The organism is Pseudomonas sp. 5.2 (genome assembly GCF_059025405.1).
This window is the reverse complement of sequence record NZ_JBYBHH010000033.1, coordinates 1-19,726: the sequence shown is the minus strand read 5'-3', so window position 1 is coordinate 19,726 and position 19,726 is coordinate 1. Positions and strand designations below refer to the sequence as shown.

Genomic DNA, 19,726 nt, shown 5'->3' with positions numbered 1-19,726 from the left:
ATGGTTATCGATCGGCAGACCGTCTTTGTTGGTCAGGGTGACGGTGTAGGTGATCTCGCCACCTTCGGTTACCGAAGGGGTGGCGGTCAGTTTGGCGATGACGTCATCAGTGGTGTCGGTGACTTTGACCGACGCCGCGTCGCCCAGCTGCAGGTTTTCGAAGGCACGGCCATCGATGTCTGCTGCCGACTTGATACCCAGGCTGATTTCGCCAGCGTCTTTGTAGACGTCATCGCCTTGCGCTTCGTGGGTGTAAGGCGCGCTGGTTTCGCCCGCTTTGATGGTGACGGTAGCGTTGTTGCTCAGGGTCACGACCAGATCGTGAGCCAGGGCAGTGTTGATGTGAACGGTGAAGGTCGGTTTGACGTTTTCAGCCACCGAGATTTGATCGGCGGTGATGGTGACCTTAACCACGTCGCCTTCGTTGCCCGGCGTGCCTGGCTCGTCAGTGACAGTGGTGCTGACCGGAGTCTTATCCAGAACCAGGTTCTCGAACTTCCAGGCGTCAGCGCCGCTGACCGCCTGCAGGCTCTGCTCTACCGGTGGGTTAGCGCCGGTGTAGACGTTGTCTGGCGCGGTTACGGTAATCGAACCGGTGGTGCCGTTCGCCGGGACGGTGATCACCGTTTTGCCGTCACTCAGGGTGAAGTACAACGGCGCGTGGTTATCGATCGGCAAGCCGTCTTTGTTGGTCAGGGTGACGGTGTAAGTGATTTCGCCGCCTTCGGTGACCGATGGGGTGGCGGTCAGTTTGGCGATGACGTCGTCAGTAGTGTCAGTCACTTTGACCGACGCCGCGTCGCCCAACTGCAGGTTTTCGAAGGCACGGCCATCGATGTCTGCTGCCGACTTGATACCCAGGCTGATTTCGCCAGCGTCTTTGTAGACGTCATCGCCTTGCGCTTCGTGGGTGTATGGCGCGCTGGTTTCGCCCGCTTTGATGGTGACGGTGGCGTTGTTGCTCAAGGTCACGACCAGGTCGTGAGCCAGCGCGGTGTTGATGTGAACGGTGAAGGTCGGCTTCACGTTCTCGGCAACCGAAACCTGGTCAGCCGTGATGGTGACCTTGACCACATCACCTTCGTTGCCTGGAGTACCCGGCTCGTCAGTCACAGTGGTGCTGACCGGGGTCTTGTCCAGAACCAGGTTCTCGAACTTCCAGGCGTCAGCGCCGCTGACCGCCTGCAGGCTCTGCTCTACCGGTGGATTAGCGCCGGTGTAGACGTTGTCCGGGGCAGTTACGGTAATCGAACCGGTGGTGCCGTTGGCCGGAACGGTGATGACCGTTTTGCCGTCACTCAGGGTGAAGTACAACGGCGCGTGGTTATCGATCGGCAGACCGTCTTTGTTGGTCAGGGTGACGGTGTAAGTGATCTCGCCGCCTTCGGTGACCGAAGGAGTGGCGGTCAGCTTGGCGATGACGTCGTCAGTAGTGTCAGTCACTTTGACCGACGCTGCGTCACCCAGCTGCAGGTTTTCGAAGGTACGACCATCGACATCGACCGCGGACTTGATGCCCAGGGAAATTTCGCCAGCGTCTTTGTAGACGTCATCGCCCTGCGCGTCGTGGGTGTAAGGCGCGCTGGTTTCACCCGCTTTGATGGTGACGGTAGCGTTGTTGCTCAGCGTCACGACCAAGTCGTGGGCCAGGGCAGTGTTGATGTGAACGGTGAAGGTCGGCTTCACGTTCTCGGCAACCGAAACCTGGTCGGCGGTGATGGTGACCTTGACCAGGTCGCCTTCGTTGCCCGGCGTGCCTGGCTCGTCAGTGACAGTGGTGCTGACCGGGGTCTTGTCCAGAACCAGGTTTTCAAACTTCCAGGCGTCAGCGCCGCTGACCGCCTGCAGGCTCTGCTCGACCGGTGGGTTAGTGCCGGTGTAGACGTTGTCCGGGGCGGTCACGGTAATCGAACCGGTGGTGCCGTTGGCCGGAACGGTGATCACCGTTTTGCCGTCACTCAAGGTGAAGTACAACGGCGCGTGGTTGTCGATCGGCAGACCGTCTTTGTTGGTCAAGGTGACGGTGTAAGTGATCTCGCCACCTTCGGTGACCGATGGGGTGGCGGTCAGTTTGGCGATGACGTCGTCAGTGGTATCGGTCACTTTGACCGAGGCCGCGTCGCCCAGCTGCAGGTTCTCGAAGGCACGGCCATCGATGTCTGCTGCCGACTTGATACCCAGGCTGATTTCGCCAGCGTCTTTGTAGACGTCATCGCCTTGCGCGTCGTGAGTGTAAGGCGCGCTGGTTTCGCCCGCTTTGATGGTGACGGTAGCGTTGTTGCTCAGGGTCACGACCAGATCGTGAGCCAGGGCAGTGTTGATATGGACGGTGAACGTCGGCTTGACGTTCTCAGCAACCGAAACCTGGTCGGCGGTGATGGTGACCTTGACCAGGTCGCCTTCGTTGCCCGGCGTGCCTGGCTCGTCAGTGACAGTGGTGCTGACCGGGGTCTTGTCCAGAACCAGGTTTTCGAATTTCCAAGCGTCAGCACCGCTGACCGCCTGCAGGCTCTGCTCTACCGGTGGGTTAGTGCCGGTGTAGACGTTGTCTGGCGCGGTTACGGTAATCGAACCGGTGGTGCCGTTCGCCGGAACGGTGATCACCGTTTTGCCGTCACTCAAGGTGAAATACAACGGCGCGTGGTTATCGATCGGCAGACCGTCTTTGTTGGTCAGGGTGACGGTATAGGTGATCTCGCCGCCTTCGGTAACCGAAGGGGTGGCGGTCAGCTTGGCGATGACGTCGTCAGTGGTATCAGTCACTTTTACCGACGCTGCGTCGCCCAACTGCAGGTTCTCGAAGGCACGGCCATCGATGTCTGCTGCCGACTTGATACCCAGGCTGATTTCGCCAGCGTCTTTGTAGACGTCATCGCCTTGCGCTTCGTGGGTGTAAGGCGCGCTGGTTTCACCGGCTTTGATGGTGACGGTAGCGTTGTTGCTCAGGGTCACGACCAGATCGTGAGCCAGGGCAGTGTTGATGTGAACGGTGAAGGTTGGTTTCACGTTCTCGGCAACCGAAACCTGGTCAGCGGTAATGGTGACCTGCACCAAATCGCCCTGGTTACCGGTACCTGGAGTACCCGAACCCGGTTCGTCCGTCACAGAAGTGGTGACGGTTTCACCACCCAGAGTCAGCTTCTCGAAGCTGTCTGCCCCCGAAACCGACTCAAGCTTGTTGGCAATAGCGGCCTGGCCGCCGACGTACACGTCATCGTTAACCGTGATGGTCGCGGTACCAGAGGCACTGTCAGCCGGAATCGTGACTTTTGTGCCGTCGGTCAGGGTGAAGGTCAGTGCCCCGTGCTGAGTGACCGAAAGCCCCTGCGCGTTGGTCAGCGTGACGGTGTAGGTCACCTGGCCGCCTTCCGCCACAGTCGCCTTGTCGACAGTCAAGGTTGCAACGACTTCGCTGATGGTGTCCGAAATCTCGACGGTAGCTGGGCCGCCGATGGCCAGATGCTCGAAGGTTGCACCCGAAACAGTGGCATCGGTGACGCTCAGCGTCACGGAACCCGCGTCCTTGATGACGTCATCGCCCTGAGCCGGGGTCTTGTACTCGACTTCGGTCTTGCCAGCCTCGATGGTGACGGTTTCGCCATTCGACAGGGTCACGGTCAGCGGACGGTCCAGCGCCTGGCTCACTTTGATCGTGAAGGATGGCTGCTGGTCTTCAGTGACATTACCGTTGCTGACGATGCTTACGGTGACGGTATCGACACTGTCATTGATTACAGTGGACGCCGGCGTTGGGTTCGGCGTCAGCTGCTCGAAGTTGCCGCCAGTAGCGTCCTTGATCGTGACACTTACGGTCGAGCCGTTGTTGTAGACGTCGTTCGCCGGGGTCTGGAAATCAACGCTGCCCTGGGTTTTGCCAGCTTCAACGGTGATGGTCTGGCCGTTCGACAGGGTCACGGTTACCGGCGTCTGAGCAGGATTGCTCAAAGTCACGGTGTAGGTGATCACGCCGCCTTCGGTGACCGACGGATTGGCAGTCAGTGTCGCCGTAGTGACGTCCACCGAATCATTGATCGTGGTCTGCGCCGGCGTTGGGTTCGGCGTCAGTTGCTCGAAGTTGCCGCCAGCAGCGTCCTTGATCGTGACACTTACGGTCGAGCCGTTGTTGTAGACGTCGTTCGCCGGGGTCTGGAAGTCAACGCTGCCTTGAGTCTTGCCGGCTTCGACGGTGATGGTCTGGCCGTTCGACAGAGTAACGGTCACAGGCGTCTGGGCAGGGTTGCTCAGCGTCACGGTGTAGGTGATCACGCCACCTTCGGTGACCGACGGATTGGCAGTCAGAGTCGCCGTAGTGACATCTACCGAGTCATTGATCGTGGTTTGAGCCGGGGTCGGGTTCGGCGTGAGTTGCTCGAAGTTACCGCCAGTAGCACCGGTGATGGTCGTGCTAACGGTCGAGCCGTTGTTGTAGACGTCGTTCGCCGAGGTCTGGAAATCAATGCTGCCCTGGGTTTTGCCCGCTTCGACGGTGATGGTCTGGCCATTGGACAGGGTCACGGTGACCGGCGTCTGGGCAGGGTTGCTCAGGGTCACGGTGTAGGTGATCACGCCACCTTCGGTGACCGACGGATTGGCAGTCAGGGTCGCGGTGGTGACGTCTACCGAGTCATTGATCGTGGTTTGAGCCGGGGTCGGGTTCGGCGTCAGTTGCTCGAAGTTGCCGCCAGTAGCTCCGGTGATGGTGGTGCTAACGGTCGAGCCGTTGTTGTAGACGTCGTTGGCCGGGGTCTGGAAGTCAACGCTGCCTTGAGACTTGCCGGCTTCAACGGTGATGGTCTGGCCGTTCGACAGGGTGACGGTGACCGGCGTCTGGGCAGGGTTGCTCAGGGTCACGGTGTAGGTGATCACGCCACCTTCGGTGACCGACGGATTGGCAGTCAGGGTGGCGGTAGTGACATCTACCGAGTCATTGATCGTGGTCTGAGCCGGGGTCGGGTTCGGCGTCAGTTGCTCGAAGTTACCGCCAGTGGCACCGGTGATGGTGGTGCTAACGGTCGAGCCGTTGTTATAGACGTCGTTGGCCGGGGTCTGGAAATCAACGCTGCCTTGAGTCTTGCCGGCTTCGACGGTGATGGTCTGGCCGTTCGACAGGGTCACAGTCACCGGAGTCTGGGCAGGGTTGCTCAGGGTCACGGTGTAGGTGATTACGCCGCCTTCAGTCACGCTTGGCGACGCAGTCAGGGTCGCGGTAGTAACGTCGACCGAGTCATTGATCGTGGTCTCGGCCGGCGCAGGGTTAGGCGTCAGCTGCTCGAAGTTACCGCCAGTAGCACCGGTGATGGTGGTGCTAACGGTCGAGCCATTGTTGTAAACGTCATTGGCCGGCGTCTGGAAATCAACACTGCCCTGGGTCTTCCCAGCTTCAACAGTGATGGTCTGGCCATTGGACAGGGTCACGGTGACCGGCGTCTGGGCAGGGTTGCTCAGGGTCACGGTGTAGGTGATCACGCCGCCTTCGGTCACCGAAGGGGTGGCGGTCAAGGTCGCCGTGGTGGTGTCGATGGTATCGGTAATCTGCGTAACCGCCGGCGTTTGCGGCAGGGTCACGATCAGACCGTTACCACCGGTGGTGCCGGTTACGGTGGTCGAAATCTGACCACCGTCGATGTACGGCGTGTCATTGGCCGGGATGGTGACGTTGACGCTACCGCTGGTCTGCCCTGCCGGAATGACGATCACTGCGCCGTTGGCCAGGGTGACGATCAGGTTGGACGTCGGCGCCTGGCCAACTGTCGCGGTGTAAACGATTACGCCACCCGCTTCGGTGATGGAAGGGGTGGCGTTGAGTACAAGGGCGGTGGAGACGTTGGTCTCCGTTGTGGGCGGAATCACCTGGTTGTTGTTGCTGGTGTCCACCGCGCCAACGTCTTCATTGTCCAGCGCTGCGGCAAAGCCCAACGGCCCGGTTGGGAAGCCGATGCTCGGGTCGACCCGGCCTGCGGTCTCCTCAAGCATGACGAAGCTGTGGCCACCGCCCAGCGCACCGCCACCGCCCGCCGCTGCCGGGCCTGCTGCGGTAGCTTCAAGCTCGGTGGTCGGGTCGACACCCGCGGCGATCGCCTGCTGCAGCTCTTCAACTGACGGTGCAGCCTGCGCAGTGGCCTGGCTCAGGTCGGCGCTGCTGTAAGGCGCATCCGCGCTCCACTGGCTGTCACGGCCCAGGTCGAGCATACGGCCGTCGGCCAACTCGAGGGTTACCGCGCCGCCTGGGCCGGTGAGGACTTCCTCACCCGCCAACAGGCGGTCACCTTCGATGAGTACACGCCGGATGCCCTCTGGGGATACCGCAATAACCTGGCCGACAATGCTTTTGACGATGGCTACAACGCTGCTCATTGGACTCTCCGTGTGACCCGATTGGGGTACTTCCCTGCCAGAGCGGCGCTTTTGAAAGCCACTTCAGGCGGAACTGTGTCGATTGATATGTTGACGATTTTGACGTCAAAATTCCGTCTATAACTGTTTGGAATTAACTATCTGCCAAACTATTGACCTTATACTCGCCATCCTAAACAATCGGCAATGTAATGTCACATTGATATTTGCACCTTTGCCACCCCTTCCTTTAGTACTAATCCAGTGCCCGTCGGAAGTTCGCTCATCGGTCAGATCAGGTGCCATTTTCCAGGCCCTGAAAACCTTCAACCGTGATTCAGGACAACTGCGCCTTCGGGAACCCGCCAAAAATGCGTGCGTCACTGTTTACCATTCTTCCCATCACCCTAGCCGCCACGTTCGTACAAGCACAATCCTTGCCCGAAGCTATGCAAACAGCCCTTGAGCGACACCCGGAAATCCAGGCCGGCGTGAATGCTCGCGTGGCGGCGGATTACCAGCTGCGCGCGGCCCAGGGCGGCTACTTGCCGAGGGTCGATGTAACGGCGGGCTATGGGCGCGAAAGTACCGATAGCCCGAGTACCGGTAACCGCTGGGACACACTGAACCGAGGTGAGTCAGCAATCCGTCTTCGCCAAATGGTTTTTGACGGTTTTGCCACGTCAAACGAAGTCGACCGTCAACAAGCCACCGCCAACGCCCGGGCCTACTCCCTGATGGGCACCTCCGAGCGCACCGCACTCGACGTCGCCCAGGTGTATCTGGATGTGCTGTCGCGGCGCGAGATGGTGCGCCTGGCCGAAGACAACCTGAGCAACCACGAACGTATTCTGGATCAGATCAAACTGCGCACCAGCCGCGGCGTCGGCCGCCTGGCTGACCTAGACCAGGCCGAGGCACGCCTGGCTCAGGCGCAAAACAACCTGATCACCGAGAAGACCAACCTGGCCGATGCCAGCACCAATTACCTCAGCGTCGTCGGCCAGGTGCCCGATGAACTGAGCGCACCGGCGCCGTTCATCGACCTGCTGCCCGCCACGCTGGAGGAAGCCCGCACGCAGTTGGTTGAAAGCAGCCCGGTGCTGCGCTCGGCCGAATCGGACGTTGCCGCCGCAGAAAAACAGTACGAGGCCGCAAAGTCGTCCTTCTACCCCCGCTTCGATGCAGAACTCGGACGAACGGCGGATAACAATATCGACGGCACAGCAGGCCATAACAACGAATGGCAGGCTATGCTGCGAATGAACTTCAACCTGTATGCTGGCGGCAGCAACAAGGCAGACCTGGAGTCCAAGTCGTACCTGTCCAACCAGGCGCTGGATATCCGCAACAATGCCTTGCGTCAGCTCAATGAAGAGTTGGGCCTGGCATGGAATGCTCAGGAGAACGCCAACGCCCAGTTGCCGATCGCCCAGCAGTACGTCGATCACAGCAACCGTGTGCGCAGCGCCTACCAACAGCAATTCAGCCTGGGCGAGCGAACCCTGCTCGACTTGCTCGACAGCGAGAATGAAACCTTCACTGCCCAGCGTCGCCTGGTGGAAGTGAAGAACATACAATTGTTTACTCAGTATCGAATCAAGGCGACCATTGGCCAACTGCTCAAGAGTCAGGGTGTTGTAGCCCCGATGGCCACCGTTGTGCAGAACGATCTGAAACCAAGGGTGAGCCTGCCAGGCCTGAACTGAGGCCCACCCTGCCCCACCCACCGCAAGGATGAAGAGAGCGCCGCGTGGAATCCGAAGTCAGTCGAGTCCAACTCAGCCACGATCCACGCAGTCAGCATGACGATCCCTTGCTGGATAGTCTGCTGAGCCTGTGTGTCCTGCACCAGAAACCTGCAAGCCGGGTCATGCTGACCACCGGCCTGCCGCTACCCGCGCAGCGCCTGAGCCCCGAGCTGCTGCCCCGTGCGGCGGCCAGGGCCGGCCTGCAAGGGCGGCTGCTGCAGCGTAAACTGGAGCAGATCCCCAGTATCGCCATGCCTGCCATGCTGTTGCTCAAGGAAGGCCGCAGCGCCGTCCTGCTGGGCTGGGAGAATGAAGACACCGCACGCCTGCTGCTCAGCGAGAGCGATGGTGGCGAGGTGCACGTCAGCCGCGAAGCGCTGCTCAGTGACTACAGCGGGCGTGTGTTCTTCGCCCAGCCGCAGCACAAGTTCGACGTCAACCACGGCAACCTCATCCCGCGCGCGAAATCCTGGTTCCGCGACACCTTGCTGCGCAGCAAATGGCTGTATATCGACGCCATCGCCGCCAGCCTGGTGATCAACCTGATCGCCTTGGCAGCGCCGCTGTTCGTGATGAACGTGTATGACCGGGTGGTGCCCAACCAGGCGACCTCGACCCTTTGGGTGCTGGCCGTCGGCATCGCCGGGGCCTACTTCTTCGACCTGATCCTCAAGGGCCTGCGCGGCCTCTGCCTGGACTTGGCCGGCAAGAAGACCGACCTGATCATCTCGGCGACCTTGTTCGAACGTATCGTCGGGATGTCGATGAAGTACCGCCCCGCGCGGGTCGGCAGCTTTGCCCAAAACATCCATGAGTTCCAGGGTTTACGCGACTTCCTCGCCTCTTTGACCCTGACCAGCCTGATCGACCTGCCGTTCACGCTGCTGATCCTGATCGTCATCGCCATCATTGGCGGGCACCTGGTGTGGATCCCGGTCATCGCCTTCCCGCTGGCCCTGGGCATCGGTTACGCCCTGCAACGGCCGCTGATGGCGACCATGGAGCGGACCATGGCCCTGGCCTCGGAACGCCAGTCGAGCCTGATCGAGACCCTGGCAGGCCTGGATGCGGTCAAGGTCAACAACGCCGAAAGCGAGCGCCAGTACATGTGGGAACAGACGCTCGGCACCCTCAGCCGTCTGGAACTGCGCGTGAAGGTGCTGTCGAGCCTGGCGATGAACATCACCCTGCTGATCCAGCAACTGGCTGGCGTGGCGATGATTTGCGTCGGGGTCTACATGATCATCGACGGCAACCTGAGCATGGGTGGCCTGGTCGCCTGTTACATGCTCAGCGGCCGTGCCCTTGGCCCGCTGGGGCAGCTCAATGGTTTGCTGGCCCGCTATCAGCAGGCCAAGGTGACCATGGTTTCCACCGACCACATGATGGAGCTGCCGCAGGAACGCAACTTCGAAGAGCGCCCACTGAGCCGCCGGGTGCTGCAAGGCAGCATCGAGTTCCGTGGGGTGGACTTCACCTACCCTAACCAGCAGAACCTGGCCCTCAAGAACATCAACCTGACTATTCGCCCCGGCGAGAAGGTGGGCATCATTGGCCGAAGCGGTTCGGGCAAGAGCTCGTTGGCCAAGCTAATCGTTGGCCTGTATGAATCCGACGGCGGGTCGCTGCTGGTCGATGGCGTGGATATCCGCCAGATCGACGTCAGCGAGCTGCGCCACAATATCGGCTACGTGCCCCAGGACATCCAGCTGATGGCCGGCACCCTGCGCGACAACCTGGTCAGCGGCGCCCGCTACATCGAAGACGAAATGATCCTGCAGGCCGCAGAGCTGGCAGGTGTTCATGAGTTTGCCAGGCTGCACCCTGACGGCTATGAGCTGCAGGTGGGCGAACGTGGCCAGAACCTCTCCGGCGGCCAGCGGCAGAACGTCGCCCTGGGCCGTGCATTGCTGCTCAACCCACAGATCCTGCTGCTCGACGAACCGACCAGCGCCATGGACAACACCGGTGAAGAGCGCCTCAAGCAGCGCCTGCAGGCGGTCATCGAAAACAAGACGGTGCTGCTGGTGACCCACCGCGCCTCGTTGCTGTCGCTGGTGGACCGGCTGATCGTGATCGATCGCGGGCAGATTGTCGCCGACGGCCCGAAAGCCGCGGTCATGGATGCGCTGAAGAAGGGGCAGATCAGTGTTGCATAAGCTCGATATGGGGCAATTCAAGGATGGCCTGCGGCGCTACTTCAAAGGCTCCGACTCGCTTGGCGGGCAGCCACTGCCTGAGGTCAACAAGGCGCTGATCGAGGACGCGCCACGGGTGGTTCGCCTGACCATCTGGGGTGTGATCGCGTTTTTCGTGTTCATGATCGTCTGGGCCAGCGTCGCGCCGATCGATGAGGTCACGCGGGGCGAAGGCAAGGCCATTCCGTCGTCCAAGGTGCAGAAGATCCAGAACCTTGAGGGCGGCATCATCGCCGAGATCTACGCCAAGGAAGGGCAAATCGTCGACGTCGGCCAGCCCTTGCTGCGCCTGGACGAAACCCGCTTCGCCTCCAACGTCGGTGAAACCGAGGCCGACCGCCTGGCCATGGCGCTGCGGGTCGAACGTCTGAGTGCCGAGGTCGAAGACCGCCCGCTGAAAATCGATGAAGAACTGCGCAAGGCAGCGCCCAGCCAGGCAGCCAACGAAGAGTCGCTGTACCTGAGCCGGCGCCAGCAACTGCAGGACGAAATCGGCGGCCTGCAGCAACAGTTGGTACAGCGCCAGCAAGAGCTGCGCGAGTACACCTCCAAGCGCGCCCAGTATGCCAACAGCCTGCAACTGCTGCGTCAGGAAATCGCGATGTCCGAGCCGCTGGTGGCCCAGGGCGCGATTTCCCAGGTTGAAGTGCTGCGCCTGCGCCGTGCCGAAGTGGAGAACCGTGGCCAGATGGACTCAACCGCGCTGGCCATCCCCCGCGCCGAGGCGGCCATCCGCGAAGTGCAGAGCAAGGTCGAGGAGACCCGTGGCAAGTTCCGCAGCGAGGCGCTGACTCAGCTCAACGAGGCCCGCACCGAGCTCAACAAGGCCACTGCCACCAGCAAGGCACTGGATGACCGGGTACACCGCACCATGGTCACCTCGCCGGTACGCGGTATCGTCAAGCAGCTGCTGGTCAACACCATCGGCGGGGTCATCCAGCCGGGTAGCGACATCGTCGAAGTGGTGCCGCTGGACGACACACTGGTCATCGAGGCGAAGATCCTGCCCAAGGACATTGCCTTCCTGCACCCTGGGCAGGAAGCGACCGTCAAGTTCACCGCCTATGACTACACCATCTACGGTGGCCTGAAGGCCAAGCTGGAACAGATCGGTGCCGATACCATCACCGATGAAGACAAGAAGACCACGTACTACCTGATCAAGTTGCGCACCGACCGCAGCCATTTGGGCACCGACGAGAAGCCGCTGCTGATCATCCCCGGGATGGTGGCGACGGTGGATATCATGACCGGCAAGAAGACCATCATGAGCTACTTGCTCAAGCCGATCATGAAGGCGCGTTCGGAAGCCTTGCGCGAGCGTTGAGTCTTACGCAATCCCGGTAGGAGCAGCCTTGTGCTGCGAAGAGGCCAGTGGCAGCACGGAAGATTATCGGTGCCGCCACTGGCCTCTTCGCAGCACAAGGCTGCTCCTACCCGTTCAGCGCCAGGGTGCGGGCTCACCCACCAACTGCCCCTGAATACCACCCACGCCCATTTCCCGCAGCACCAACCTTTCCCCTTCCGTCTCGACCCGTTCAGCAATCAACGGCAGGTCGATGCTGTGCGCCGCGCGCTGTATCGCTTCGATGAACAGGCGCTTGTGTTGTTCATGGTCGATGTTACGGATATAGCTACCATCGATCTTCAGGTACGCAAGGCCCAGGTGCGCCAGGTTGCCAATCATGCTGAACCGGCCGCCAAAGCGCTGCAGCGCCAGCCCGAAGCCATGCGCGTGCAGGCGCCGGGTCAGCTGTTCGAGGGCTGACTGTTCGGGCAATTGCTCTTCGCCGATCTCGAATGTCAGGCGTGGGCCCAGCGCCGCATGCTGGCTCAACAGCTCGTAGACGCGTTGCAGCGCCTTGGGGTCGGCCAAGGTTGCAGCGGACAGGTTCAGCGCCAGCACCTGATCATGAGTGCGCAGGTGGGCAAGCACCTTTTCCAGCACCAGCAGATCCAAGCGCGGCATCCAGCCAAAGCGCTCCAGCCAAGGCAAGAAGCGCCCGGCCGGCAACGCCTCGCCCCGCTCATCGTGCAAACGTGAGATCACTTTGTGGTGCAGTACCCTTTGCCCTGTGGCGCAGTCCACCACCGGCTGGAAGAACAGTTCGAATTGCCCATTGACGAAGGCCTGGTCGAGCCGCTCATGCCAGGCATGATGGCTATCACCGGCCACCGCGGCCGCACCCTGTTCAAGGCACACCCAGCCCGGCGCCGGCTGGTTTTCGGCACGCGCCAGGGCCTCGTCGGCGAGCTTCAGCAATGCCTGTGGCGCATCGCCGGGGGTGAACGGCGCAAGGCCGATGCACGCCACCGGGTCGACATCACTGGCGCCCGTCTCGTGCAGGCTCTGCAGTGTCGCCTCCAGGGCCTGGGCGAGCTGTACCGCCTCTTCATGCACCATACCCGGCGCCAGCACGGCGAACTCGCCCCCACGGCTGCGCGAGATCAGGTCTTTGGTCTCCGGGTAGCTGGCACAGGTGCGGCGAAGCTGCTCGCCCACTGTCTGCAACAGCTGATCGGTGCGCTGCCCGCCCAGGCGCGCGTTAAGGCCTGCCAGGCCCTGAACCCGCAGCAACAGCAAGTAACCGGCGCGCGCCTCTTCCAGGTTGCTGACGCGCGTATTCAGTTGCATCTCGAAATAGCGGCGGTTGGACAAGCCGGTGAGGCTGTCCTGGTAGGACTCTGCGCGCAGCCGCTCACTGCGCTCGGCCTGCTCGGTAAACAGTGCCTTGAGCTTCTCGACCATCTGGTTCATTGCCTGCACCACACGGCGCAGCTCAGGGGTGCGCGGCAGGTCTGGCAGGCTGAGGAATTCGCGCCGAGCGATGGCATGGGATTGCTCGACCATGTAATCCAGCGGCCGCAATTGCCGACGCAGCAGCAAGGCGCCGAGCACCGCGCTGGCGGCACCGCACAGCAACAACCAACCCAGGCTGCCCAAGGCACTCTGCCAGAGTTTGGCAATGGCGAACATCGGATGGCTGATCACCTCCACCCGCGCCGCCTGCTGCCAGCCACGGCTGACGATGGCATCCCCACCTGCGGCTTCAAGGCCGATGAGGTGGACGAACCAGGCCGGCACACCCCCCGGGTCGGGCTCGGCGTGGCGCTCCACCAGCACGGCATTGGAGCCCAGGTCGACAACCTTGATGCTCGCATAGTAGCCACTGTCGAAGATCGAGCTAACCATCAGTTCGACCATCGCCGGGTCGTCGATATTAGGCGTCAGCGACAGCGCCAAGGCAGTGGCCGCGTCCTGGGCGTGCGAGCGCAGCTGGTTGACGTACTGGCTGCGCGAGCTCTCCAGGCTGACCATGAAGCTGCCGCTGAAAGCGACCACCAGGAACAGGCAAATGGCCAACAGCAATTGTTTGAACAGTGACATCTGTGCTCCTTCAGTAAACCGGCTCGGCCGGGAACCCTTCGGCCTGCATTTTCTTCAGCAAATCCTGCCAACGTGACAGGCGCTTGGTATCGCCGACCTTCTTGTTGCCGGCGGCGCCTGTCAGCCACAACCCCTCGCCATTGAAGGCGTACACCGGCAGCAAGTCGGGGCGCTGGCTCGCCGGCTTGATGGCATCCATCAGGCTGTCGAGCACCAACGGCTGAGCCTGTGGGCTGGCATAATAGGTCAGTACCATGTGCGCCCGGTTCTGCCGCAGCGCCTTGACGTAGGTGATGCGCAGCTTCTCGCTGGGGACGCCCATACGTCGCAGGCTGAAATACTTGGCAATAGCGTAGTCCTCGCAATCACCGGCCCCCTTGATCAGGGCCTGGACCGGCGTGGCCCAGTAATCGACCTCATGCCACAAGTCGATGTCTTCGACGTAGCGCAATTGCTGGTTGAAGAAGCGATTGACCACTTGCAGCCGTTCCAGCTCACTGCCCTGCTTCTGCGTGGCCATCAGGTTCTGCCAGGCGTCGATACGCCCCTGCCCCGCGCCAAGCGGGCCATACAGCGCCTGCGACTGGCGGCTGATCTGGGAAAAATCCCAATCCGCGTGCAAGCCGCCCAGTAGCAAGCTACCCAGCAGCGCGGCAAGGCCGACACGTCGCACAGCGGTTTTGAACATCCAGGATATCGCCACTGCGAAGACCTGTTCAGACCCGTCGAAAGCAGCGATGGTGCGGCCTGCCCGTGCAAAAAACAATGGCACCCTGCAATCACGCAGCCAATGGTCGGGCCATACTGACTTTATGGCTATCTCGTTCTATGTACCGCTTCCTTTGCCAAGCGACTTCATACACCATAGCCGCGGCCTTGGGTCGGCCGCTCCAGTGCGGTCGACGGTTTGACAAGCCCCCTTGCCTGTTACTAGTGTCATTGGATCCAACTTTTCTTATCGTCGAGGCAGACTCCGCGTGGCCGAGAAAATCAAACTGAGCAACGTGCTGGCTAGCGAACAGCTATCCCCACACATGGCACGTGCTGTTATCGAGGAGCGCCTGCGCAGCGCCATTCTTGATGGTCGTCTGCCGCCAGGTACTGCCGTGCGTCAGCAAGAGCTCGCCACCTTGTTCGGGGTCAGCCGCATGCCCGTGCGCGAGGCCTTGCGCCAGCTCGAGGCGCAATCGCTGCTGAACGTGGAGATGCACAAGGGCGCAGTGGTTGCGCCCTTGATTGGTGAAGACGCGGTGGACACCTACGCCCTGCGTGTTCTGCTCGAAAGCGAGGCCCTGCGCCAGTCCATTCCGTTGCTCGATGCCGATGACATCGCCCGCGCGCGCGGGTATATCCAGCAACTGGAAAACGAAACCCGTCACGCCGAAATCGGCCGCCTCAACCGCCTGTTCCACATGGCGCTGTATAGCAAGGCGCCGAACAAGAAGTTACTGCGCCTGATCGAGAACGAACTGAACGAAGAAGAGCGCTTTCTGCGCTTCCATCTTTCGTCGATGGGGCTGGGCAAGCTCACCCAGGACGATCACAACGCGCTGGTGGATGCGGCCAGCGACAAGCTGGTGGATGAAGCGGTCGCGGTGCTTGAGCAGCACTTGAACTCAGGGGCGCGTGTTATCAGGCAGTATCTGGATTCACAGCTAAGGCGGTAGCCGGTTCTGAGCGGGATAGCCGGTCGCCCGACATCAGCCTGTTGCAAAATAAACGGGCTCCGCAAACAATGAGACTAATTATCATTTATGTCCATTGAAGCCAGCGCCCTCCTCCATGCCTTCCAATGACTCCGTGCAAACGCTCTACAGTGACCACCACGGCTGGTTGCATGCCTGGCTGCGTAGCAAGCTGGGTAACGCCGCCGATGCCGCAGACCTGGCCCAGGACACGTTCGTCCGGCTGTTGCAGCGTGGCGAGCAGGTACAGCTCAATACGCCAAGAGCCTTCTTGCGCACCGTGGCGCGCGGGCTGGTGATCGATCACTGGCGCCGTGAAGAATTGCACCGGGCTTACCTCGAAGCCTTGGCCCACCTGCCGGAAGCCTTGGCACCCTCGGTGGAAACCCGCGAGGTGCTGCTCGAACTGCTGGAGCGTATCGCTCGCATGCTCGATGGCCTCAAGCCAAAGGTGCGCCGCGCTTTTCTGCTGGCCCAGTGCGAAGGGCTGAAACACCAGGCGATCGCCGAGCAGATGGGTATCTCGGTGCGCACGGTGGAGCGCTACATTGCTGATGCGCTTTATCATTGCTACCTGCTGCGCTTTGAAGACGAGCGATGACACCCGCCGCCCCTTCCGCCAAAGCGGTCAAGCAAGCCATTCAGTGGATGCTCAGGCTACGAGAAAGCGGCAATAGCCTCGTGCTGCTGCAGCAATGCGAGCAGTGGCGTAGCGCACGGCACGAGCACGAACTGGCCTGGCAACGGGTGGTTCACCTGCATCAGGACCTTGACCTGCGCGCCATCCCCGGCGCGGGGGTTGCCCTACAGACCTTGGAAACCAGCCAGCGGCGCCTGCACCGTCGCCAGGCGCTCAAGTTGCTTGGCTGCGCCGCCATGGCGGGCTCGGCGACATGGCTGGCGAAAGACCTCGATACCGTCAGCGGCTGGACTGCGGACTACGCGACTGCCACGGGCGAACGGCGTAGCTTCCAGCTACCCGATGGCTCGCTGATGCAACTCAACACGCGCAGTGCGGTAGACCTCGCTTTCGACGATCAGCAGCGCTTGCTCCGCCTCAGGCATGGGGAGCTGATGCTCACGTGCAGTGACGCACATAACCAGGCTCGCCCTCTGCTGGTACAGACGCAAGATGCCCTGCTCGAAGGTTTCGACGGGCGCTTTGTGGTGCGCCAGGAGCGAGACTGCACGCAGGTCAGCGTCAGCCACGGCAACGTGGCGATACACCGGCCGGGGAACGGCCAGGTGCAGTGGATTGCCAGCGGCCAGCACTGGCGCCTGGACGCCCAGGGCGCACAACGCCTGGAGAGCGTGGCCATGGACCCGGCTGCCTGGAGCGAAGGGCTGATCGTTACCCGCGACATGCGCTTGCGCGATTTTCTTGAACAAGTGGGCCGTTATCGCCACGGCTACCTGGGTTGCAGCGATGAGATTGCTGGTTTACGCCTGTCAGGTGTGTTCCGCCTCGAGGACCCTGAGCAGCTGCTGCAATTGCTGCCACAAACGCTGCCGGTGAGGATTCGCCAACGCACGCGCTGGTGGATACGTGTGGAGCAGGTTGCCTGACTTCACCCAAGCGCTGTTCTTTTTGGCGGGTTTTGGGCGCCGATCCGGCTAGGACAGTAAGCATCGTCTTCTGCCCTCCCACCCTTCAACGGACTCTTTCATGCCCATCGCCTCACCACACACACGCGTGCCCAACGAGAATGATTTTCGACCTGTCTTGAATTCAGCCGCTCTGCGCAAAGCAGTCCAGGCAGCTTTGTTCGGCACAGCCTTGGGCATGTCCACCCTGCCCCTCCATGTTCTGGCCGCCGAAGCGCCCCAGGTTAGCCAGCAGTACGCGATCCCGGGTGGGGAACTGAACGATGTACTCAACCAGTTTGCCCGCCAGGCGGGGATCACCCTGTCGAGCACGCCGCAGTTGACCAACGGGTTGCAGTCCAATGGCTTGCAAGGGCATTACTCGCCTGATCAGGCCCTGCGCCAACTGCTCAATGGCAGCGGCCTGGAAGCCGTCAGCCAGGGTGGGCACAGCTACGTGCTGCGGGCCCAGCCTGAAGAGGCCGCATTGTCGTTGCCAGACACCGACGTGCGCAGTTTTACCCTGGGTAATGCCCTGGGCAGCATGGACGGCTACAACGCCACGCACAGCCAGGTGGCCACCAAGACCAGCATGCCGTTGGTGGAAACCTCACAGTCGGTTTCAGTGGTCACCCGTCAACAGATGGACGACCAAGGCTCGCAGACCGTTGCCCAGGCCATGCGCTATACGCCAGGTGTGCTGACCAACCCCTATGGCGCTACGCACCGCTACGACTATGTGGCCATGCGGGGCTTCAACGACGGCTCGGTAGACAACATCTACGTCGATGGCCTGAAATCCATGGGTGACAACGGCACCTACAGCACCATGCAAGTGGACCCGTACTTCCTTGAGCGCATCGACATTCTGAAAGGGCCGTCTTCGGTACTCTATGGCCGCAGCTCCCCAGGGGGCCTGGTGGCACTGACCACCAAAAAGCCACTGTTCACGCCATTCCATCAAGTGCAGGCCACAGTCGGCACCCAGGGCCAGCGTGGCATGGGTTTCGACTTCAGCGGCCCGGTCGATGACGACAAACGTATCGCCTATCGCCTGACAGGTTTGGCCGATAGCGCTGATACCCAGTTCGACCACAACAAGGAAGAACGCTACGCCATAGCGCCGGCTATCAGCATCGACTTCACCGAAGACACCTCGCTGACGCTTCAGGCGTATCTGCAGCATGACCCGAATGGTGGGTACCACGGCGGTAACCCGGCAGACGGCATGCTGCACAAGCGCAACGGGCTGCGTCTGTCAGATCACTTCTTTGAAGGCGAGCCTGGGATCGACAACTACGAACGCACTCAGCAGTCGTTCAGCTACCAGTTCGAGCACCGCTTCAACGATGTGTTCACCGCCCGGCAGAACTTCCGCTACCAGGACTCTGACGTCTCGATGGACCAGGTGTATTCCGCTGGCTGGGCAGATGCCGACAGCAATATCCTCAACCGCGCCTATACCGGCGGCGACGAGCGCCTGCACTCCTATATCATCGATAACATGCTGCAGGCAGAGTTCTTCACCGGTGCGGCCAAGCATACCTTGCTGCTTGGCACCGACTATCAACGCCGCAAAGCCGACGTGGAATGGCGCTACGGCACGGTCGATGCGCTGGATGCCGGCAACCCTCAATATGGCAATGGCAACCTGCAGGTACTCGGCGAGAACCGCTACCAGCGTCGCCTGCAGCAGACAGGGGTGTATTTGCAGGACCTGGTCGAGCTCGACCAGTGGCGCTTCTCGCTGGGGCTGCGTCAGGACTGGGTGAAGGTTTCTGAGGAAAACCGCGACAGCAACACCAAGGTCAATGACGAACGCACCAAGTTCACCACCCGAGCAGGCGTGCTCTACTTGTTCGAGAATGGCCTGGCGCCTTATGCCAGCTACTCGGAGTCGTTCAACCCCAATACCGTGTCCGACCAGGATGGCCGCCCACTGGCGCCGACCGAGGGCACCCAGTGGGAAGCAGGTATCAAGTACCAGCCGCCAGGCAGTGACAATCTGTTCACCGCCTCGGTGTTCCGCATCGAGCAAGAGAACCTTGCCTCCAAACAACCGAACGAGGAGTTCTATCGCCCTGTGGGTGAAGTTCGCTCACAAGGGCTGGAGCTGGAGGCCCATGTTCAGCTGACTGATAACCTCAAGCTGTTGGGCGGCTACACCTTTACCGACATCGAGTACGCCAAGACGATGCCGAGCCTGGTGTCGACCCAGTTGGACAACAAGGGTAATTCGCCCACCCAGGCACCCAAGCAGATGTTTTCGCTGTGGGCCGACTACAACTTCCGGCAGGGGGCGTTGGACGGCCTGCGGCTGGGCGGCGGGATGCGCTATGTGGGGTATAGCTGGGTGGATGCGGAAAACAGCATGAAGGTACCCTCCTACACGCTGTTTGACGCTTCGATCGGGTATGACCTGGGCAAGGTCGGCCTCACCGGGGTGGATGTGCGCCTGAATGCGAACAACCTGACCAACGAAAGCTACATCACCTCATGTGCCAGCCTGAACTACTGCTACATGGGTGAAGAGCGAAACGTAAGCGCTACGGTCAGCTATCAATTCTGACCGGAAAAGACAAAGCCCCTGTCTGCATCGCAGACAGGGGCTTTGGGTTTGAATCTTGACGATGACCTACTCTCACATGGGGAAACCCCACACTACCATCGGCGATGCATCGTTTCACTGCTGAGTTCGGGATGGGATCAGGTGGTTCCAATGCTCTATGGTCGTCAAGAAATTCTGTGTGCCGGCCCGTCTTCAAGACGTGCCCGCGAATTTCTATG

10 protein-coding genes and 1 rRNA gene are annotated in these 19,726 nt (G+C 61.0%); 7 read left to right on the top strand and 4 right to left on the bottom strand.

Going from position 1 to position 19,726, the window contains the following annotated elements; genetic code table 11:
• Positions 1 to 6,354 (bottom strand): retention module-containing protein (locus tag AC5PZ0_RS28030; RefSeq protein ID WP_493856187.1); only part of this gene is annotated, 6,354 nt, incomplete at its 3' end.
• A 350-nt stretch (positions 6,355 to 6,704) separates the two neighbouring features.
• Here AC5PZ0_RS28030 and AC5PZ0_RS28025 point away from each other — a divergent pair.
• The 3 genes from AC5PZ0_RS28025 to AC5PZ0_RS28015 are packed head-to-tail and all read left to right on the top strand — an operon-like array spanning position 6,705 to position 11,609.
• Positions 6,705 to 8,042 carry a TolC family outer membrane protein gene (locus AC5PZ0_RS28025; RefSeq protein WP_493856186.1) on the top strand — a complete coding sequence of 446 codons (1,338 nt, stop codon included), beginning with the start codon at positions 6,705 to 6,707 and terminating at the stop codon, positions 8,040 to 8,042.
• Between the two features lie 44 nt (positions 8,043 to 8,086).
• Positions 8,087 to 10,243: a type I secretion system permease/ATPase gene (locus tag AC5PZ0_RS28020; RefSeq protein WP_027595480.1), complete on the top strand. Its 2,157-nt coding sequence runs from the start codon at positions 8,087 to 8,089 to the stop codon at positions 10,241 to 10,243.
• A gap of 7 nt (positions 10,244 to 10,250) precedes the next feature.
• Positions 10,251 to 11,609 carry an HlyD family type I secretion periplasmic adaptor subunit gene (locus AC5PZ0_RS28015; protein WP_027595479.1) on the top strand — a complete coding sequence of 453 codons (1,359 nt, stop codon included), beginning with the start codon at positions 10,251 to 10,253 and terminating at the stop codon, positions 11,607 to 11,609.
• A gap of 114 nt (positions 11,610 to 11,723) precedes the next feature.
• On the opposite strand, the gene lapD is transcribed toward AC5PZ0_RS28015, so the two are convergent.
• Together lapD and lapG are read right to left on the bottom strand one after the other, a co-directional pair.
• On the bottom strand, positions 11,724 to 13,670 hold the full coding sequence (lapD, locus tag AC5PZ0_RS28010) for a cyclic di-GMP receptor LapD (protein WP_493856185.1): 1,947 nt from the start codon (positions 13,668 to 13,670) through the stop codon (positions 11,724 to 11,726).
• A gap of 10 nt (positions 13,671 to 13,680) precedes the next feature.
• Positions 13,681 to 14,442 (bottom strand): cysteine protease LapG, encoded by a 762-nt coding sequence (gene lapG, locus AC5PZ0_RS28005; protein WP_493856184.1) that lies wholly within the window; start codon positions 14,440 to 14,442, stop codon positions 13,681 to 13,683.
• 205 nt (positions 14,443 to 14,647) lie between these two features.
• Between lapG and AC5PZ0_RS28000 the strand changes: the two genes are divergently transcribed.
• From AC5PZ0_RS28000 to AC5PZ0_RS27985, 4 genes are all read left to right on the top strand, one after another.
• The gene (locus AC5PZ0_RS28000; RefSeq protein ID WP_493856183.1) at positions 14,648 to 15,337 is read left to right on the top strand and encodes a GntR family transcriptional regulator; all 690 of its coding nucleotides are present in this window, start codon (positions 14,648 to 14,650) and stop codon (positions 15,335 to 15,337) included.
• A gap of 115 nt (positions 15,338 to 15,452) precedes the next feature.
• Positions 15,453 to 15,956, top strand: a complete 504-nt coding sequence (locus AC5PZ0_RS27995) for a sigma-70 family RNA polymerase sigma factor (RefSeq protein WP_265970230.1) — start codon at positions 15,453 to 15,455, stop codon at positions 15,954 to 15,956.
• Complete coding sequence (locus tag AC5PZ0_RS27990; protein WP_493856182.1) at positions 15,953 to 16,921, top strand: FecR domain-containing protein; 969 nt, start codon at positions 15,953 to 15,955, stop codon at positions 16,919 to 16,921. The genes AC5PZ0_RS27995 and AC5PZ0_RS27990 overlap by 4 nt, the downstream gene beginning before the upstream one ends.
• Before the next feature lie 172 nt (positions 16,922 to 17,093).
• Entirely contained in the window at positions 17,094 to 19,508 is a 2,415-nt protein-coding gene (locus tag AC5PZ0_RS27985; RefSeq protein WP_493856188.1) for a TonB-dependent siderophore receptor, read from the top strand.
• Positions 19,509 to 19,561: 53 nt separating this feature from the next.
• Here AC5PZ0_RS27985 and rrf read toward each other — a convergent pair.
• A 5S ribosomal RNA gene (rrf, locus tag AC5PZ0_RS27980) occupies positions 19,562 to 19,677 on the bottom strand.
• Between the last annotated feature and the right edge of the window lie 49 nt (positions 19,678 to 19,726).